A 15,760-nucleotide genomic window follows, 5' to 3' on the forward strand; every position below is an offset into this window, starting at 1 on the left:
GCCTAATTCCCTTGATTCAAAGGGTTTATCGAAAACCCGACCTGTGTTAGCATTTTCTTATAAAAATATGGCCAGTCGAAAAATCGGCGGTCTGAGGCAGAAAAAGGCAGGTTATCATGAAGGCGCGACGCGTATCGTCGGCCCGTTTCGGGTTGTTTTTCATTACTGCGATTTGGTTACTTGTACTCGTGCCCCTCAGCGCGATCGCAGCGCCCTATGCTGCCTATGTGATGGATGCCCGCACCGGAAAGGTACTGCATTCCCGCAACGCGGATACACGCCTGCATCCTGCATCGCTGACCAAGATGATGACGCTCTACGTTGCCTTTGAAGCGATCAAGCGGGGCGAAATCTCTCTCGACAGCAAGGTTACGATTTCGAAGAAGGCCGCAGCGGAGCCCCCCAGCAAACTTGGCCTGCGCCCCGGCCAACGCATCGCTTTGCGCTATCTCATCCGCGCGGCGGCTGTGAAATCCGCCAATGATGCCGCCACCGCGATCGGCGAGGCCATTTCAGGCTCCGAAGCACGCTTTGCCCGCCGGATGAACCGCACGGCCAAGGCCTTGGGCATGACGCGCACAACCTTTAAGAACATGCACGGCCTGACCGAAGCCGGACATCTGTCCACCGCGCACGACATGACCATCATGGGGCGGCATCTGCTCTATGATTTCCCTCAGTACTACAATCTGTTCTCCCGGATCACCGCCGATGCCGGTGTGCGCAAGGTCAGCCATACCAATCGCCGCTTCCTGAACTCCTACAAGGGTGCAGACGGTATCAAAACCGGCTACACCCGCGCCGCAGGTTTCAATCTGACAGCCTCCGCCGAACGCGGGAATGAGCGGATCATCGTAACGGTCTTTGGGGGCAAGTCCACAACCTCGCGCAACGCCAAGGTAGCCGAACTGATGGATCTTGGTTTTCGTCGCGCACCGTCGCGTGCGCCGCTGCGCAAACCGAAGGCACCTGTTTACGCGGATGTCGAAGCCGCCCCGGCGAAGCCAAGCGTGAACCCCGGTTCCACCGCGGGTGGCGCGGGCAAAACCATTCGTCTTGTTGGCGCTGTAAAGACCTCCAAACGCCCGATGTTGCGCCCTGGAACACAGGCCCCGGTCCTGGTTGCCACGGCTGCCGAAGCACCTGTGACAAACGCCGACATCACCGCAGCGCTGCAAGAAGCGGTGACAACCCCTGCCCCCGCCCCGAAACCACAAGTGACACGGGTTTCGGCGAACGCGTCCATTCGCCCCGCATTACGACCCAGAACCACCCCCGTTGTAACGGCCGCCCGCAAGAAGCGTGTGGTTGAACAAGAGATCGTTACCCGCGTCTCAACCTCTGGAGGACGTCATTGGGGTGTGAACGTTGGCCGCTACCCCAGCCGCTACGCCGCTGAAAAGATCTTGCTGAAGACGGCACTGACCGAGATGGCGACACTGGATGGCACCCTAAGGAAGGTCGTACGCCGACCGCAGGGGTTCGACGCCAACTTCCTTGGCATGACCCGTGAGAGCGCTGACCTGGCCTGTCGTCGCTTGGCGGCACGCAACATCAGTTGCTTTATGATCGGGCCGGGTTGACCCCTGCCTCCCGCGCCTCGCGGCGCAGCCAGGATACAAAATCCTTGACCGACTGCCGCAACACGCCGGGGCGCGTGACGATGTGATACCCGGCGTCTGGCGTTTCCTCGACATGCAATTCCCTGAGGCGGCCCGCCGCGACATCGCGGGCCACAAATTCGCGCACTGTGACAGCAACCCCCTGACCGTCCCGAGCGCCATCCAGCATCAGGTTGCCCGGCACCTGCATCATTCCCTTTGTCATTTCCGATACGCCAAACCGCCGCAACCAACGGGTACCTTCCGAGGTGCCGAATTCTTCGAGCCAAGGGTACTCGGCCAACTGGTTCAGGTCAGTAATTGGCTTGTCTCCAACCAGTGACGGCGCCGCGACAACAACCATGGGCGATTGCAGCAGCATTTCGGCCTCCACGCCGGGCCACGGGCCGGTGCCATAGCGGACGGCCACATCAATCCCGTCCGCGCCCAGGGAAACCACATTTGCTGAAGGATCAATCATCAGATCCACATTGGGATGAATGGCCCGAAACTTTGGCAAGCGCGGCATCAGCCATGATGCGGCAAAGGTTGGGGTAACAGAAATATGCAGCGGGCGCGTGGCTTGTTGACCGGTGATCTCTTCGACGACCTCGATCATGTCCCCAAACACATCTTGCAGCACGGATGCCAATCGGCCCCCGTCAGTTGTCAGTTCAAGATTGCGGCCCGACCGGTCCAGCAAAGTCACATCAAGATGTTGCTCCAACGCGCGCAATTGCTGGCTGATTGCTGCATGGCTGACGCCCAACGCCTCGCCTGCTGCTGTGACATTGCGCGTCTCCGCAAAGGCCGCAAAGGCGCGCAAAGCAGAAAGCGGGGGCAGGATACGCCAGTTCATATTAAATCTCAGCTTACATAAATTGAATTTCGATGACTCGTATAGATGCGTCATTTCCCCATAAATGATGGCACCAAGTCAATCACGAAAGGAAATGAAATGTTAAATATCTATGCGCAGTCCTTTATGACCGCGACCCGCACGACCGGGGTCGAGCTTCACGAGGTTCCCTCAAAGAACAAGGGCGCGCGCCGCCGCTGGTTCTCTCGCCCCAAGACCGTTCTGGTTGATCTCAGAAAACTGTGAGCAAGCCATTGCCTCAAAACAACGCGTTGATCATCATTGATATCCAGAACGACTATTTCACCGGCGGCCTGTGGTCCGTTGACCAGATGGACCATATGGCGGCCAAGGCCGCCGAGATTTTGGCTACGAGGTCACGGTTATCGCTGATGCACGCGGCGCCAAAGTACAGTCATTTGGCTGCGTAAATATGAGCTCAGAGCAGGTTCAGGCGGCGTTCCTCGGGCCGCTCGCCATGTCATATGCAAAGGTTATTTGAGATGTCTTCTACTCATCACTTTCCTGCCTCCTCGCGCCTGATCGAACGCGAACACTTTATCCTCATCGTCAAGTGGATAGCCTCTATCTTGCAGATCATGGGTTATTCAGCGACAGCGTTCGGGTTCACGCCCCTCAACATCTATCTGTTCCTGATTGGCCTTGTTGGCTGGTTCAGCGTGGGCCTGTTGTGGCGTGACAAAGCGATCATGCTCATTCACGTCGTGGCCCTGGCCGCCATGATCGCCGGACTGATCACCGCCTAAGCGTCCGTGTCAGATACCAATTTATAAAGATGCCACGTCGCGTGCCCAAGCACGGGCATGGCGATAAAAAGCCCCAGAAACAACGGCATCATCGCCGCCAATGTCACGGCAGCGATGAACAATCCCCACATCAAGTAGGCACCGAAGGTTTCAGCCACCGCGCCAATGGATTTGAGAAGTGCCGTGATAAAATCCACGTCACGGTCCAGCAGCATCGGCATGCCCAAAACGCTGATTGCAAAAACAAAGATCGCAAAGATCGCGCCGACAGCACTGCCAAACCCCAGCATCGACAGCCCTTCAGCGGTCAGGAAAACCTCCAGTGACGACGACACATTGGTCATCGGGGAAAGCCCGAGAAAAAGCGCAAAGATCATATGGCCCAGAAAGAACCAGAACATGAACGTGACGATGATGATGGCAGAGAGCCATGGTAATTGCCCGCCGCGTTGTGACCAGACCTCGCTGAACACCTCACCAAAGCCGGCTGCATCCCCTTCGGACCGGCGACGGCTGAGCTCATAAAACCCCACCGCGCCCAGCGTGCCGACAAGCGGAAATCCCATGACGGCCAAGATCAACCAAAAGGTATGACCCGTCACATATGTGATCCAGGTCATCAACAATCCGGCGATGACGAAGAAGCTGGCAAACACAAGATCCGGGATGGGATTGGCAATGAAGTCGCGAAATCCCATCGACAGGGCAGAAGTGAAATCACTGGGCGTTGGACGACGCAGTGATGGCGGGCCATGAGGTCTTTCAGTCATGCAGACACTATCGCCCGATTTCAGGAAAAATCAAAACTTTCTGATGTCTGACACTCGTGTTCAACTTTTCTTGCGCTGCCCGGCCAAGGGGGGCATCGGCTCTGTCACTTCTGGATCCATGCCTTTGGGAAAGCTGTCAATCAGGATGCCGTACCGCATATGCGCGTCCGTGATGGCACCATATGACCCGATCAGTTCACGTATGGGTCCACCCAGACGTTCAAGGCCAGACACGAAGGCCAGGATCACGCCCACTTCGACTTCTCCCTGGATCACCAGATAACCGCCCCAGGCGATAACGCCGAATGGCCCCAGAGAGATGAGCAGATTATTCAGTGTTTTCATGATGTTCTTGACCATCAAAAAGCGCGTTCGTAATTGCAAAATCTGGTCCGTCAGCTTCGTGAACCCGTCTGGCGGCGGTTTGTCGAGCAAGTCAGGTTCTGCATTATCGACGATGAAATTACCCAAGCTGCGCACGGTAATCGCCTTTTCCGCCGCCAGCCGGTTCATGCGCGCCTGAAAGATCGGCACGATAATGAACTGCGGGGTGTAGAGCGCCAGCGCGATGCCTGCGACCATCGGTTCGATGTAAAACATGTACCCCAGCACGGTGCAGAGCGTCCCGATCTGCAGCAACGGCCCGGAGATTGCCGATCCTGCAAACCCGCCCAGTTTTTCGGTTTCGCTGGACAGCATCGACACCACAGCCCCTTCATCGACCACGTCATCGCCGTTCTCACTGGCCGTCATCAGCGACGGCGGCGTGATGGTGTAGATATGATAGTAAACAGAGCGCCGCAGAGCGTGGACAATTCGCGCTGATATCAACTCTCGCTGGACGCGCATGGCAAACTTGAGGCCCGCAGCGGTCAAAAGAGCAAGAACGTAAAGGCCCGCAAGCTGGATCAACAGGCTGACGTTGCCGTTTGCAACGGCATCATCCAGCATCCGCCGCTGAAGCTCCAACGGCACCGGCGCAAGTGGTAAGAGTGCGAGTGTCATGCAGATGACGACGATTTGCCGCCATTTTGAATAGCGAAAGATGTAACGGTAAACCGACTGGGGCATTTCGCGCGGGGGCATAGGCTTGCTCTCGTTCTTCCCAGCAAGCAGTGACACTGTTCTAGGTCAAAATCAAAGTCTTGTCGGTCACGTGTCCATGATCAGAGGGAAAGGCACCGCAAAATGCCCTCTGACGGTCAGGTTGCCGCCTGAAGTAGCGTCCGGGTGTAGCTGGACTGTGGGCGCTCATAGAGATCGGCAACCGGTCCGTATTCCACGACATCGCCGCGCTTCATCACCAGCACCTTGTGCGACATTGCGCGGACAACGTTCAGATCGTGGCTGATGAACAGATAGGCCAGACCGTATTTCACCTGCAGACTGCGCAGCAAATCGACGATCTGTACCTGTACCGTCATATCAAGCGCGGAGGTCGGCTCATCCAACACCAACAGCCGCGGGCGCAACACCATGGCGCGGGCAATCGCGATACGCTGGCGCTGTCCGCCTGAGAACTCATGCGGATACCGATCCATCGTTGCGGGGTCGAGACCAACTTCAAGCATCACCTCATGGACCAGCTCGCGCTGATTGCGGTCCGGGTCTACCTTGTGGATGGTCAGCCCCTCCGCGATGATCTGAAAGCAGGTCATCCGCGGGCTGAGCGATCCGAAAGGGTCCTGAAAAACGATCTGCATGTCCTTGCGCAACCGCCGCAATTCCCGCGTGGACCATTTGCGCACGTCCTGATCCATGAACGTGATGCCGCCGTCAGAAGCGATCAAGCGCATGATACCAAGTGCAAGCGTCGTCTTGCCAGAGCCAGACTCGCCCACGATCCCCAATGTTTCGCCCGCACGCACAGAAAGCGTAGCGTCGTTCACAGCCTTCACGTGTCCGACAGTGCGCCGCAGCAAACCTTCGGTAATGGGGAACCAGATCTTGAGGTGATCTGTCTTTACAATCTCTTCTGCGCCCTCCGGGACCGGGGCAGGCTCCCCCGTCGGTTCGGCGCTCAGCAGCTTTATTGTGTATGGATGTTGGGGGTTCTCGAAAATGTCTTTCGTCGGACCCTGCTCAACGATCTCGCCCTGCTGCATGACACAGACGCGATCAGCAATGCGGCGCACGATGCCAAGATCGTGTGTGATGAACAGCAGCCCCATCCCCTCGCTGTCCTTGAGTTCTTTTAAAAGGTCGAGGATCTGTGCCTGTATCGTCACGTCCAGCGCCGTCGTCGGCTCGTCCGCGATCAGTACATCGGGCTTGTTCGCCAGCGCCATCGCGATCATAACGCGTTGTCGCTGACCGCCGGACAACTGGTGGGGATAGGCCCCCAGACGGCTTTGCGCGTCCTGAATCCCTACTTTCTCAAGCAGTTCAAGAATGCGCGCGCGCGCCGTCGCGCCCGCAATCCCCTGATGCAGTGCCAGACTTTCGGCCAACTGCTTTTCAATGGTGTGCAGCGGGTTCAGCGATGTCATCGGCTCCTGAAAGATAAAGCTGATGTCGTTGCCGCGCACCTTGCGGAGCATCTTTTCATCGGCACCAATCATCTGCTGGCCGTCATAGGTGACGGAGCCAGTTACCTGTGCGCTGTCACCAAGCAGTGACACGGTGGAGAGCGCAGAAACCGATTTGCCAGATCCAGATTCACCCACCAGCGCCACCGTTTCGCCCCGCTCGACCGCAAAGCTCACGTTGCGCACCGCCTGGGTAAGCTTGCCATCCTGTCGGAACGACACCGACAGGTCTTTGACCTCTAACAGCGCGCTCATGAGAAGGTCTTTCGAGGATCAAAGGCATCGCGGATACCTTCAAAGATAAAGACAAGCAGCGACAGCATGATGGCAAACGTAAAGAATGCCGTGAACGCGAGCCACGGGGCTTGCAGGTTCTGCGTGGCCTGCAATGTCAGCTCTCCCAATGAGGGGGCAGAGGACGGCAGGCCAAAGCCAAGATAGTCGAGAATCGCCAGCGTGGATATCGTGCCGGTGATGATAAACGGCAGCATCGTCAATGTCGCGACCATCGCATTCGGCAGCATATGGCGGAACATGATCGTGCCGTTGGACACCCCAAGCGCCCGCGCCGCGCGGACATATTCAAGGTTACGCGCCCGGAGAAACTCTGCCCTGACGACCCCGACCAGTGACGTCCAGCTGAACAGCACCAACAGAAAGACCAGCAACCAAAAACTTCGCCCCAGGATCGCGAACATGATGATGATCACGTAAAGCGATGGTGTAGATGACCATATCTCGATGATCCGCTGAAAAATAAGGTCCAGCCACCCGCCAAAGAACCCTTGTACCGCTCCGGCAAAAATACCGATCAAGGATGCGAGCCCAGTCACGATCAGGGTGAAAAGGATCGACAGGCGGAAACCATGAATGACGCGGGCCATTACGTCCCGTTTGGTGCCATCGGTCCCAAGCCAGTTCTGCTCATTCGGTGGCAGCGGCGCGGCACCCGGCCGGTCCACAGCCGTGTTGAAGGAATACGGAATGATGGGCCAGATGGACCATCCTTTCTCGATCTGTTCACCCTCGATCATGCCGTCTTGTGCGTCTTCGATGTATCCTTCGGGATCGTCAAAGCAAAGGTCCAGACCACCCGTCGCGATCAGGCATTTCACCTCAGGGTCGCGGTAGACCGCTTCAGTCTGAAAATCACCGCCAAACTCTGTCTCGGCATAGAAATTAAAGATCGGCATGTAATAGTCGCCGCGATAGTTCACCAGGATCGGTTTGTCGTTCGCAACAAACTCCGCAAACAGCGAGACGGTGAAAAGCACCGCGAAAATCCAAAGCGACCAATAGGCGCGCCGGTTTTTCTTGAAGTTGCGCCAGCGGCGTTCATTCAGCGGAGACAGTGCCATCAGCCTTCCCTCCGCTCAAAGTCGATGCGCGGATCGACCAAAACGTACATCAGGTCTGACAGGATACCGACCAACAGACCGATAAGGCCAAAGATAAAGAGGGTGCCAAAGACGATTGGATAGTCCCGCGCGACCGCTGCCTCAAACCCCAGACGCCCGAGGCCATCCAGGCTGAAGATTGTCTCAATAATCAGCGACCCGCCAAAGAAGACCCCGATAAACACCGCCGGGAAACCCGCGATCACGATCAACATCGCGTTGCGGAAGACATGACCATAAAGCACCTTGCGCTCTGACAGGCCCTTGGCCCGCGCTGTCATCACGTAGTGTTTCTTGATCTCATCCAGAAAGCTGTTCTTGGTCAGCAGTGTTAACGTCGCGAAGGCACTGATTGTCGAGGCAAGCACCGGCAGGGTGATATGCCAGAAATAATCTGCCACTTTGCCAAGCAATGACAACTGCTCAAAGTTGTCAGAGGTCAGCCCCCTAAGCGGGAAAATCTGCCAGTAAGACCCGCCCGCGAACAGGACCAGCAGCATAATCGCGAACAAAAACCCGGGTATCGCATATGCGATGATTATCATGCCAGAGGTCCAGGTATCGAACCCGCTGCCGTCCTTGATCGCCTTGCGGATGCCCAAGGGGATCGACACCAGATAGGCAATCAATGTTGACCACAAGCCAAGCGTGATCGACACAGGCAGCTTTTCCTTCACAAGATCAATCACACCGATCGACCTGAAATAGCTCTCTCCAAAGTCGAGGCGCATGTAGTTCCACATCATATTGAAGAACCGTTCAACAGGTGGTTTGTCAAAGCCGAACTCGCGTTCAAGCTCTGCGATGAATTCCGGAGGCAACCCCCGTGCACCTACGTAATTCTCGTTTCCGCCCGAAATCTCGGTATCGCCCGCGTCATTTCCGGCGCCGGTGAACCCGCCAAAGACATCGCCTCCGCCCTGCGCCCGCGCGATAGCCTGCTCAACCGGGCCACCGGGGACAAATTGCACCAGCGCAAAGTTGATCAGCATGATCCCGAACAACGTCGGAATGATCAGCAAAAGCCGTCTTAGAATGTAGGCGCCCATGGGTCGCGCTTACCTCAGTGCACCAGCGGCGCGCAAGGCCTGGGCCTTGTCTTGGTTGTACCACCAGAAGTCCAGGTAGCCCAACCCGTAGGACGGGATGACGTCCGGGTGCTCGTACTGGTCATAATAGGCAACCCAATGCGCGTCGTTGTACCAAACGGGGATCATGAACAGCTCATGGCGCAAGGCCCGGTCCAGTGCGATCAGCGTGACATCGGTGTCTTCTTTGGTTGTCGCACGCTGAGAGGCTTCAATGATCTCATCAACCAGCGGGCTGGCCAGTCCAGCAGGGTTAAAGACGGAGTATTCCGAAGCCTCGGACCCGTAAACCTGCTGCAACCCACCTCCGGTGCTCAGGAACGGAATGTAGGAGTCGAACACCAGATCATAATCCCGATCCCGCTCGCGCGCCGTGTACTGAGAGGCATCGACCTTCTCCAGCACCGCTTCGATGCCCATCCCCTGAAGGTTCGACATGAAGTTTTCGATCACTGCCGACAACGTTGCGGACCCGGCGGAGTTCAGCAGAAACGTCAGGCGCAGAGGCTGCCCTGCCGCGTTCCGCCGCTTGCCATCGTCCCCGACTGCCCATCCGGCCTCATCCAGCAAGGACATCGCCTTGCGCAAATTACGCCGGTCCAGCAGCCGTGACGCGCTTGACGTGTGCGGGATCCGCGCCTCTTCGGTCAGCATGTCCGGTGGCACCAGATCACCCAAAGACTGCAGGAAGGCCAACTCCGCCCCTTGAGGCGTGCCGGTGGCCATCAAGGGTGTGTCCTGATTGAACGACGCACGCGGCTTGAAAAGCCCATACTGAAGAGATTCATTTGTCCATTCGAAATTGAATCCCAACGAGACCGCTTCGCGCACTCTCTTGTCCTTGAGAACTTCGCGACCAAGGTTGAAAATGATCCCGTTCGGCGTCGGAGGGGCGCCATCAGGCAATTCTTTCTTTACGATGTGGCCGTTCTGAACTTTTGGAAAATCATAGGCCTTTGCCCACTGACGCGAATTGCCTTCGTTACGGAATGTATATTCGCCCGCCTTGAAGGCCTCGAAGGCGGAATTCTCGTCACCAAAATACTCGATACGGATGCGATCAAAGTTGTTCCGCCCCTTGTTGAAGGGCAGATCAGCCCCCCAATAATCAGGGTTCCGTTTGTAGGTGATGCGGCGGTTCACATCGATTTCTTCAATCATGTAGGCACCGGAGCCGGGGGACGTCTCAAGTCTGCTTTCATCAAGCCGTGCACCGGTCTCTTCGTACCACTTCTTGGACCAGACAGACATGCCCCCCACCACCTCGATCAGGCTGCGCCGCGATATCCCGGGGGTAAAGGAGTACTTGATCGTATGATCGTCGATGACTTCAATGTCCTGAATTCGCTTGCTGACCGCATCGGCGTAAGAGCGCAGCCCCTGCTCAAGTATCAATTGCTGGCTGAAAGCCACGTCATGTGCAGTGACGGGTGTCCCGTCCGAGAACCGCGCTTCAGGACGCATGTAAAAGATCACCCAGTTCTTATCGACGTCGTATTCAAGGCTCTCGCACAAAAGGCAGTAGTATTCGGCATAAACGTCAGCAGGAGTCGCCACGTTGACGCCCTCACCCAACAAACTCTCGTACATCACGGTCGACAGTGCGCCCCCCCTGCCCTTGCGGCTGTAGGGATTCATGGAATCGAATGTGCCCAACGTGGCGATCGAAATTTCTCCACCCTTGGGGGCATCGGGATTTACGTAATCAAAATGCGTGTAGTCAGGACCATATTTCAGATCACCGAAAAAAGAGTAGCCATGGCTCTTGACCGTTTCCTCCTGCGCCCGCGTGCCGCTTGCGGCGATCAGAGCGAATCCAAACACCAGAAACGCCATCCAGTTTCTCCAGTTTCTCTCGTGGGTGAGGTCGCTTGCAGCACGTGTCGTGGCTTTTGTCATCTGGCACATCCTTTGCATCGCAAATCAGCTTGTCGGTTCATGTAAGCTAAAGGCCGGGCCTGCCAAGATACAAGTTGCGAATATGTTATCTAGTGAAACAACCCAACGAAAAAGGCCGCCCCAACAAGGGCGGCCCAAAAACTGTTCTTATCAAGGTTATTCCGCTAGAGAAGCGAGATAGGCAATCACGTTCGCCTTGTCATCGGCCTTCTTCAGGCCGGCAAAGCCCATTGACGTGCCGGGCGCCCAACCTTTGGGGTTCAGCAGAAATCCGTACAAATTCTCTGCCGTCCAATCGCCATCGATACCCGCCAGCGCGCCCGAATAGCCAAAACCATCAACAGCCGCGATATTGCGGCCAACAACGCCATTGAGGTGCGGACCGACACCGTCCGTGCCGTCAACCTTGTGGCAGGCGCTGCACTTGCGGAACACTGCTTCGCCCTTGCCCACATCTGCCGAAGCAACCAGTGCCACGACATCGATTTCTTCAGCGGGCTCTTCAACTTCTGCACCGGCGACTTCGATCACGTAAGACGCCTCACCATGTGTTTCAGCGTGATAAATCTCTTCTGCGCCCCACTTGCCCAGCAGGAGGATGAGCCAAGCGCCAAACAGGCCGGCAGCGACTTTGGTGATGAACATTGTGTCGAACATGTTTAGGTCCGTCTTTCGTCAATTGAGGCTTTTTCAAGCGGGTATCTATTGCTTTCCCTCTCGCCAAGCAAGGTGTAGTTACCGCGACCAAACGCCCAATAGGGACATTATTACCAAGGATTGCATCCATGTCCGACAAAACCACGCCTCGCATTGCTTTTCAGGGGGCATTGGGCGCGTACAGCCACGAGGCTTGCCTGCAGGCACGGCCCGATATGATTCCCGTCCCCTGCACGACGTTCGAAGGGGTGATCCGCGCCGTGAAGGACGGTCGCGCTGATTTGGCAATGCTACCGGTCGAAAACACCACCTATGGCCGCGTTGCTGACATTCACCGCCTGTTGCCCGAAAGCGGATTGCACATCATCGCCGAGGCTTTCGTGCGCGTGCGCATCGCATTGATGGCCCGCCCCGGCGTGAAACTGTCTGACGTTAAACACGTGCGTGCCCATATGGTCCTTTTGCCACAGGCGCGCAGTTTTCTGGACGCGCACGGCATCACCTTTGAGGCCGCCGCTGACAGCGCTGGTGCCGCCGAGGAACTGGCGCTCGCCGATGGCTCAACCGAGGGCGTGCTGGCCAGCGAAGTCGCGGCAGACATTCACGGCCTCAAAGTGCTTGCCCGCGATGTTGAGGATCTGGATCACAACACCACCCGGTTTCTGCTGATGTCACCCGATCTCGATATGTCCCGTCGTGCCGAAAAGATGCTGACCACTTTCGTTTTTGAAGTCCGGAACATCCCCGCCGCGCTGTACAAGGCGATGGGCGGTTTTGCCACGAATGGTGTGAACATGACCAAGCTGGAAAGCTATATGGTCGGGGGTTCCTTCACGGCAACGCAGTTCTATTCAGACATCGAAGGCCATCCGGATGATCCGCCCGTTCAGCGCGCACTGGAAGAATTGCGGTACTTCACAAACGAATTGGACATTCTGGGCGTTTATCCGGCGCATCCCGGCCGGGGGTAAGGCCTCCCACTTTCCTTTTCCATTGAGGTTCAGGCAAAGTCAGCCAGTTTTGGGCGGTTTGTCGCTCTAAGCTTGAGCTTATGCGCCGTCTCGTAAGCTTTGGATCAATGGTACGATACGCCTTCGCAGTCCAGTTCTGCAGGGAGCGACAACACAGTTTGCCGCCGCCCCCCGCAATGAAAAGGACATTGATATGCGTAAACTTGCTTTGATCACACTTCTCGCGCTGGCGACGCCTGCATTTGCAGAAGACCTGAACATGGACACCATGCTTGGCACCACCATGGAAGAAGTCCAATCCAAACTGACTGAGATGGGCTACGAAGTCCGCAAGGCCGAAATGGAAGACGGCAAAATCGAGGTCTATTTTGTCAAGGATGGCAAAATGGGCGAAGTCTATGTCAGTCCCGCAACTGGCAAGATCACCAAACTCGACCTGAAGAGCTGATCATGTCAGTCACATCTGATGCACAGGGCGGGCGCAACAGCGCCCGCGAGGTGCAGGTCTGGGACCCGTTGGTCCGAATGATCCACTGATCACTTGCACTGATGATCCTGCTGAACGGCGCTGTCACAGACCCGGAAGGAGACCTACACGAATGGATTGGCTACGTCGCCTTGGGTCTGGTGATCATTCGTCTTGTCTGGGCAAACATAGGGCCGGCGCAGGCGCGATTTTCTGCATTCCCACCCAGTCCGGCGCGGGCCATGCGCTACGCAAGATCCGTGGTTCGCGGTGACAGGACCGTTCATCTCTCACACAATCCGTTAGGGGCGCTGATGGTCTATAATCTGTGGCTGACAATCATCGCCCTTGGTGTGACGGGATACATGATGACCACGCTGCGCTTTTTTGGCATCGACTGGGTCGAAGAGCTGCACGAGGTGGTTTTCAATTGGCTGTTGCTGTCCGTTGCGCTGCATATTGCCGGTGTCGGCTTTGATACGTGGCGGTCTGGTGTCAATCTGGTCCGCGCCATGGTAAGTGGACGCAAGCGCATACCTCAAGGATCGAAGGTGGAATGAAACGACCCAGAAGGCTTGCAAAGACGAAAGAACGCCGCGCGACCGTGCTTGCCGGGATCATTCTTTTGCAGGCCATTTGCGCATTATTCTTCGTAGGTGACGTCCTCGCCGACATCACAGCGGTTGCCCAGATTGCTGACGTACATCTGGGATTAGAGGCCTTGGCCGCAGTATCGCTGATTGCAGGTATTCTGTTTCTGATGAATGAGTTGCGCAGACTGCTGATCCGCATGGGGGATATGGACACAGGGTTGCGGGCTGCGCAGGGACAGATGGCCGACGTCATGCAAGACTTCTTTGACGGCTGGAACCTGACCGAGGCAGAGCGCGACGTCGCCATCATGATCCTGAAAGGGCTCGACAATGAAACCATTGCTCAAGTCAGACATACCGCCCCCGGCACTGTCCGCGCGCAGGCGACCCGCGTTTATGCCAAGTCAGGCAGTGACGGACGTGCGCAGTTCATCAGTCTTTTCATGGAAGAGCTGATGTCAGACGACTTTGCACATAATGATGCGATAAATCCGAACCGACACGCAGGATAGATATCAGCCTATTTGTTACAGCAGCGGAACTAACGGAAACTCACGCCTGCCGGGCGTAGCGTTCTTCCATGACCTTGGCGTGCTCTGCCACACGCAGCTTGAATTTCTTGGTCAGTGAATTCTTTGCCAATTTGAGCGACTGCACCAATAGACGCGCCGACAGGTTCAGCGGCTTGACCTCCAACTCAACCCTGATCCGCGTGCGGTTGCGCGACAGGGCAATCAATTCAAAACTTGTTCTGCTCACCATCCCCGGAGAGGTGCTTTCAAGGACAATCTCATGCGGACGGTCAAAAGTGACCATCTCAAGGTCAATCTTGCGTGGTTTGCCGCGCAATTCAAAGGCCGCGCGCCAGGTCATGCCAACGCCAGGTACTGTCATCCTGTCAGTTCGCTGCACGTCGGCCCCTCGCCGCATAGCAGAGCGCTCGAAAGACTCGAAGTCACAAAACATCTCAAACACCTCATCGATCGGTGCTTCGATGTCCTCATTGGTCGAGAATTTCATACCACGGCCCTGCGTAACGTCGACAACTTATACTCGTTAACCTTTTGTTAACCAATACTTGCGTCATTCCAACGTGTCCGCAAGCCAGTTTACTAGTAGAAAGTGTGCGATAGCCCCTTTACGTGCCGGCAAAATATTCGGGTGATTTCCAGCAAAGACCTCCATCATTTCTTCCCGGCTGACCCAGAGCGCATCTTCGATTTCTATTGGATCAATATTGATCTGCGTGCTTGTAGCCTCGCCCTGACATCCAAACATCAAAGAGGCCGGGAAAGGCCAGGGTTGACTGGAAAGATAGTTAACGGCCCCGACGTGCACGCCTGCCTCCTCAAACACCTCGCGCCGCACCGCGGCTTCAAGTGTCTCGCCGGGTTCGATGAACCCAGCCAGCAATGAATACATGCCTTGCGGCCAGCCGGGCGACCGGCCCATCAGTACAGAATTGCCGTGCGTGATCAGCATGATCACAACCGGATCGGTCCGTGGGAAATGGCCCGCGTTGCAGGCCGGACACTTACGCTGCCATCCGGCTTGCCAGATCTCGGTCTTCACCCCGCAACACGCACAAAAACCATGGGTCTGATGCCATCCCAGGATCGCCTTGCCGGTTGCCGCCAATTCCGCATCGCGCGCATCCAGCCAAGTCATCACGCGGCGTAACTCTGCGAACACCATGTCTTCGGACAGTTTGGGATGCTGCTGCTCAGTTGGATCCAGAAAACCACCAAGGCTTGCCTCATCGACGTTCTCCGGCACCCATGCTGAAATATCGACGGCGAACCGCGCAGCCCCATCCTCACGGCCCAACAGGATCGGGTCCTCGATCGCCTCTGCAAGAACGGGATGATCCATCGGCAGACGTACCAGCGACGCGGGGCGCGCCCGGTTGATCAGGGGTTTGCCGCGCCAGAATACCACGGCAAGGGTGTCCGCCGCATCCCGCGCAAATCTCACCACGGCCGGGTTGTCCCGGATCTCTCCTGCCCGGTCCAGCCCTGAGCCGCCGAATGTCACCTTCTCCGCATGCCGCATGAGCTGTCCTTTGCCTTAGTCGCGCGTCAAACGCCTTTGTGTGCCATCTGCACCTCACGCACAATCCCGTCAAAGCAACCGTCTTGATAATCCAGAGTTGATATGCAGGAAT

At 56.6% G+C, this 15,760-nt stretch carries 18 protein-coding genes; 8 read left to right on the top strand and 10 right to left on the bottom strand.

The window, feature by feature from the left end:
• The first annotated feature begins 116 nt into the window (after positions 1 to 116).
• Complete coding sequence (locus GV827_RS12010; protein WP_164354041.1) at positions 117 to 1,583, top strand: D-alanyl-D-alanine carboxypeptidase family protein; 1,467 nt, start codon at positions 117 to 119, stop codon at positions 1,581 to 1,583.
• Here GV827_RS12010 and GV827_RS12015 read toward each other — a convergent pair.
• Positions 1,564 to 2,460, bottom strand: a complete 897-nt coding sequence (locus tag GV827_RS12015) for a LysR family transcriptional regulator (protein ID WP_164354042.1) — start codon at positions 2,458 to 2,460, stop codon at positions 1,564 to 1,566. The genes GV827_RS12010 and GV827_RS12015 overlap by 20 nt on opposite strands.
• A gap of 99 nt (positions 2,461 to 2,559) precedes the next feature.
• On the opposite strand from GV827_RS12015, the gene GV827_RS12020 reads away from it, so the two are divergent.
• From GV827_RS12020 to GV827_RS12030, 3 genes are all read left to right on the top strand, one after another.
• On the top strand, positions 2,560 to 2,706 hold the full coding sequence (locus GV827_RS12020) for a hypothetical protein (protein WP_164354043.1): 147 nt from the start codon (positions 2,560 to 2,562) through the stop codon (positions 2,704 to 2,706).
• Between the two features lie 26 nt (positions 2,707 to 2,732).
• Positions 2,733 to 2,891 carry a hypothetical protein gene (locus GV827_RS12025; RefSeq protein WP_204325853.1) on the top strand — a complete coding sequence of 53 codons (159 nt, stop codon included), beginning with the start codon at positions 2,733 to 2,735 and terminating at the stop codon, positions 2,889 to 2,891.
• A 72-nt stretch (positions 2,892 to 2,963) separates the two neighbouring features.
• The gene (locus GV827_RS12030) at positions 2,964 to 3,227 is read left to right on the top strand and encodes a DUF6552 family protein (protein ID WP_235930334.1); all 264 of its coding nucleotides are present in this window, start codon (positions 2,964 to 2,966) and stop codon (positions 3,225 to 3,227) included.
• Here the strand turns inward: GV827_RS12030 and GV827_RS12035 are convergent.
• From GV827_RS12035 to GV827_RS12065, 7 genes are all read right to left on the bottom strand, one after another.
• Positions 3,224 to 3,997, bottom strand: coding sequence for a DUF2189 domain-containing protein (locus tag GV827_RS12035; RefSeq protein ID WP_164354045.1), 774 nt, complete (start codon positions 3,995 to 3,997; stop codon positions 3,224 to 3,226). The genes GV827_RS12030 and GV827_RS12035 overlap by 4 nt on opposite strands.
• Before the next feature lie 60 nt (positions 3,998 to 4,057).
• On the bottom strand, positions 4,058 to 5,083 hold the full coding sequence (locus GV827_RS12040) for an ABC transporter transmembrane domain-containing protein (RefSeq protein WP_164354046.1): 1,026 nt from the start codon (positions 5,081 to 5,083) through the stop codon (positions 4,058 to 4,060).
• Positions 5,084 to 5,199: 116 nt separating this feature from the next.
• The gene (locus GV827_RS12045; protein ID WP_164354047.1) at positions 5,200 to 6,780 is read right to left on the bottom strand and encodes an ABC transporter ATP-binding protein; all 1,581 of its coding nucleotides are present in this window, start codon (positions 6,778 to 6,780) and stop codon (positions 5,200 to 5,202) included.
• Positions 6,777 to 7,883, bottom strand: a complete 1,107-nt coding sequence (locus GV827_RS12050; RefSeq protein WP_164354048.1) for an ABC transporter permease — start codon at positions 7,881 to 7,883, stop codon at positions 6,777 to 6,779. The genes GV827_RS12045 and GV827_RS12050 overlap by 4 nt, the downstream gene beginning before the upstream one ends.
• Positions 7,883 to 8,971 carry a microcin C ABC transporter permease YejB gene (locus GV827_RS12055; RefSeq protein WP_164354049.1) on the bottom strand — a complete coding sequence of 363 codons (1,089 nt, stop codon included), beginning with the start codon at positions 8,969 to 8,971 and terminating at the stop codon, positions 7,883 to 7,885. Before GV827_RS12055 ends, GV827_RS12050 begins: the two co-directional genes overlap by 1 nt.
• 9 nt (positions 8,972 to 8,980) lie before the next feature.
• Entirely contained in the window at positions 8,981 to 10,909 is a 1,929-nt protein-coding gene (locus tag GV827_RS12060; protein ID WP_164354050.1) for an extracellular solute-binding protein, read from the bottom strand.
• 156 nt (positions 10,910 to 11,065) lie between these two features.
• The gene (locus GV827_RS12065; protein WP_164354051.1) at positions 11,066 to 11,566 is read right to left on the bottom strand and encodes a c-type cytochrome; all 501 of its coding nucleotides are present in this window, start codon (positions 11,564 to 11,566) and stop codon (positions 11,066 to 11,068) included.
• Positions 11,567 to 11,694: 128 nt separating this feature from the next.
• Here GV827_RS12065 and GV827_RS12070 point away from each other — a divergent pair, with 128 nt between their 5' ends.
• From GV827_RS12070 to GV827_RS12085, 4 genes are all read left to right on the top strand, one after another.
• Entirely contained in the window at positions 11,695 to 12,537 is an 843-nt protein-coding gene (locus GV827_RS12070) for a prephenate dehydratase (protein ID WP_164354052.1), read from the top strand.
• A 193-nt stretch (positions 12,538 to 12,730) separates the two neighbouring features.
• Positions 12,731 to 12,985 (top strand): PepSY domain-containing protein, encoded by a 255-nt coding sequence (locus GV827_RS12075; protein WP_164354053.1) that lies wholly within the window; start codon positions 12,731 to 12,733, stop codon positions 12,983 to 12,985.
• A gap of 101 nt (positions 12,986 to 13,086) precedes the next feature.
• Positions 13,087 to 13,563 carry a cytochrome b/b6 domain-containing protein gene (locus tag GV827_RS12080; RefSeq protein WP_235930335.1) on the top strand — a complete coding sequence of 159 codons (477 nt, stop codon included), beginning with the start codon at positions 13,087 to 13,089 and terminating at the stop codon, positions 13,561 to 13,563.
• A complete protein-coding gene (locus GV827_RS12085) occupies positions 13,560 to 14,108 on the top strand; it encodes a helix-turn-helix transcriptional regulator (protein WP_164354054.1) in 549 nt (182 codons plus the stop codon). Before GV827_RS12080 ends, GV827_RS12085 begins: the two co-directional genes overlap by 4 nt.
• 40 nt (positions 14,109 to 14,148) lie before the next feature.
• Here the strand turns inward: GV827_RS12085 and GV827_RS12090 are convergent, their stop codons facing one another.
• Both GV827_RS12090 and nudC read right to left on the bottom strand, forming a co-directional pair.
• Positions 14,149 to 14,616, bottom strand: a complete 468-nt coding sequence (locus tag GV827_RS12090) for an SRPBCC family protein (RefSeq protein WP_164354055.1) — start codon at positions 14,614 to 14,616, stop codon at positions 14,149 to 14,151.
• 63 nt (positions 14,617 to 14,679) lie between these two features.
• Positions 14,680 to 15,648, bottom strand: a complete 969-nt coding sequence (nudC, locus tag GV827_RS12095; protein ID WP_164354056.1) for an NAD(+) diphosphatase — start codon at positions 15,646 to 15,648, stop codon at positions 14,680 to 14,682.
• Positions 15,649 to 15,760 lie beyond the last annotated feature (112 nt).

It is taken from the genome of Sulfitobacter sediminilitoris (genome assembly GCF_010667575.1).
Lineage (GTDB): Bacteria > Pseudomonadota > Alphaproteobacteria > Rhodobacterales > Rhodobacteraceae > Sulfitobacter > Sulfitobacter sediminilitoris.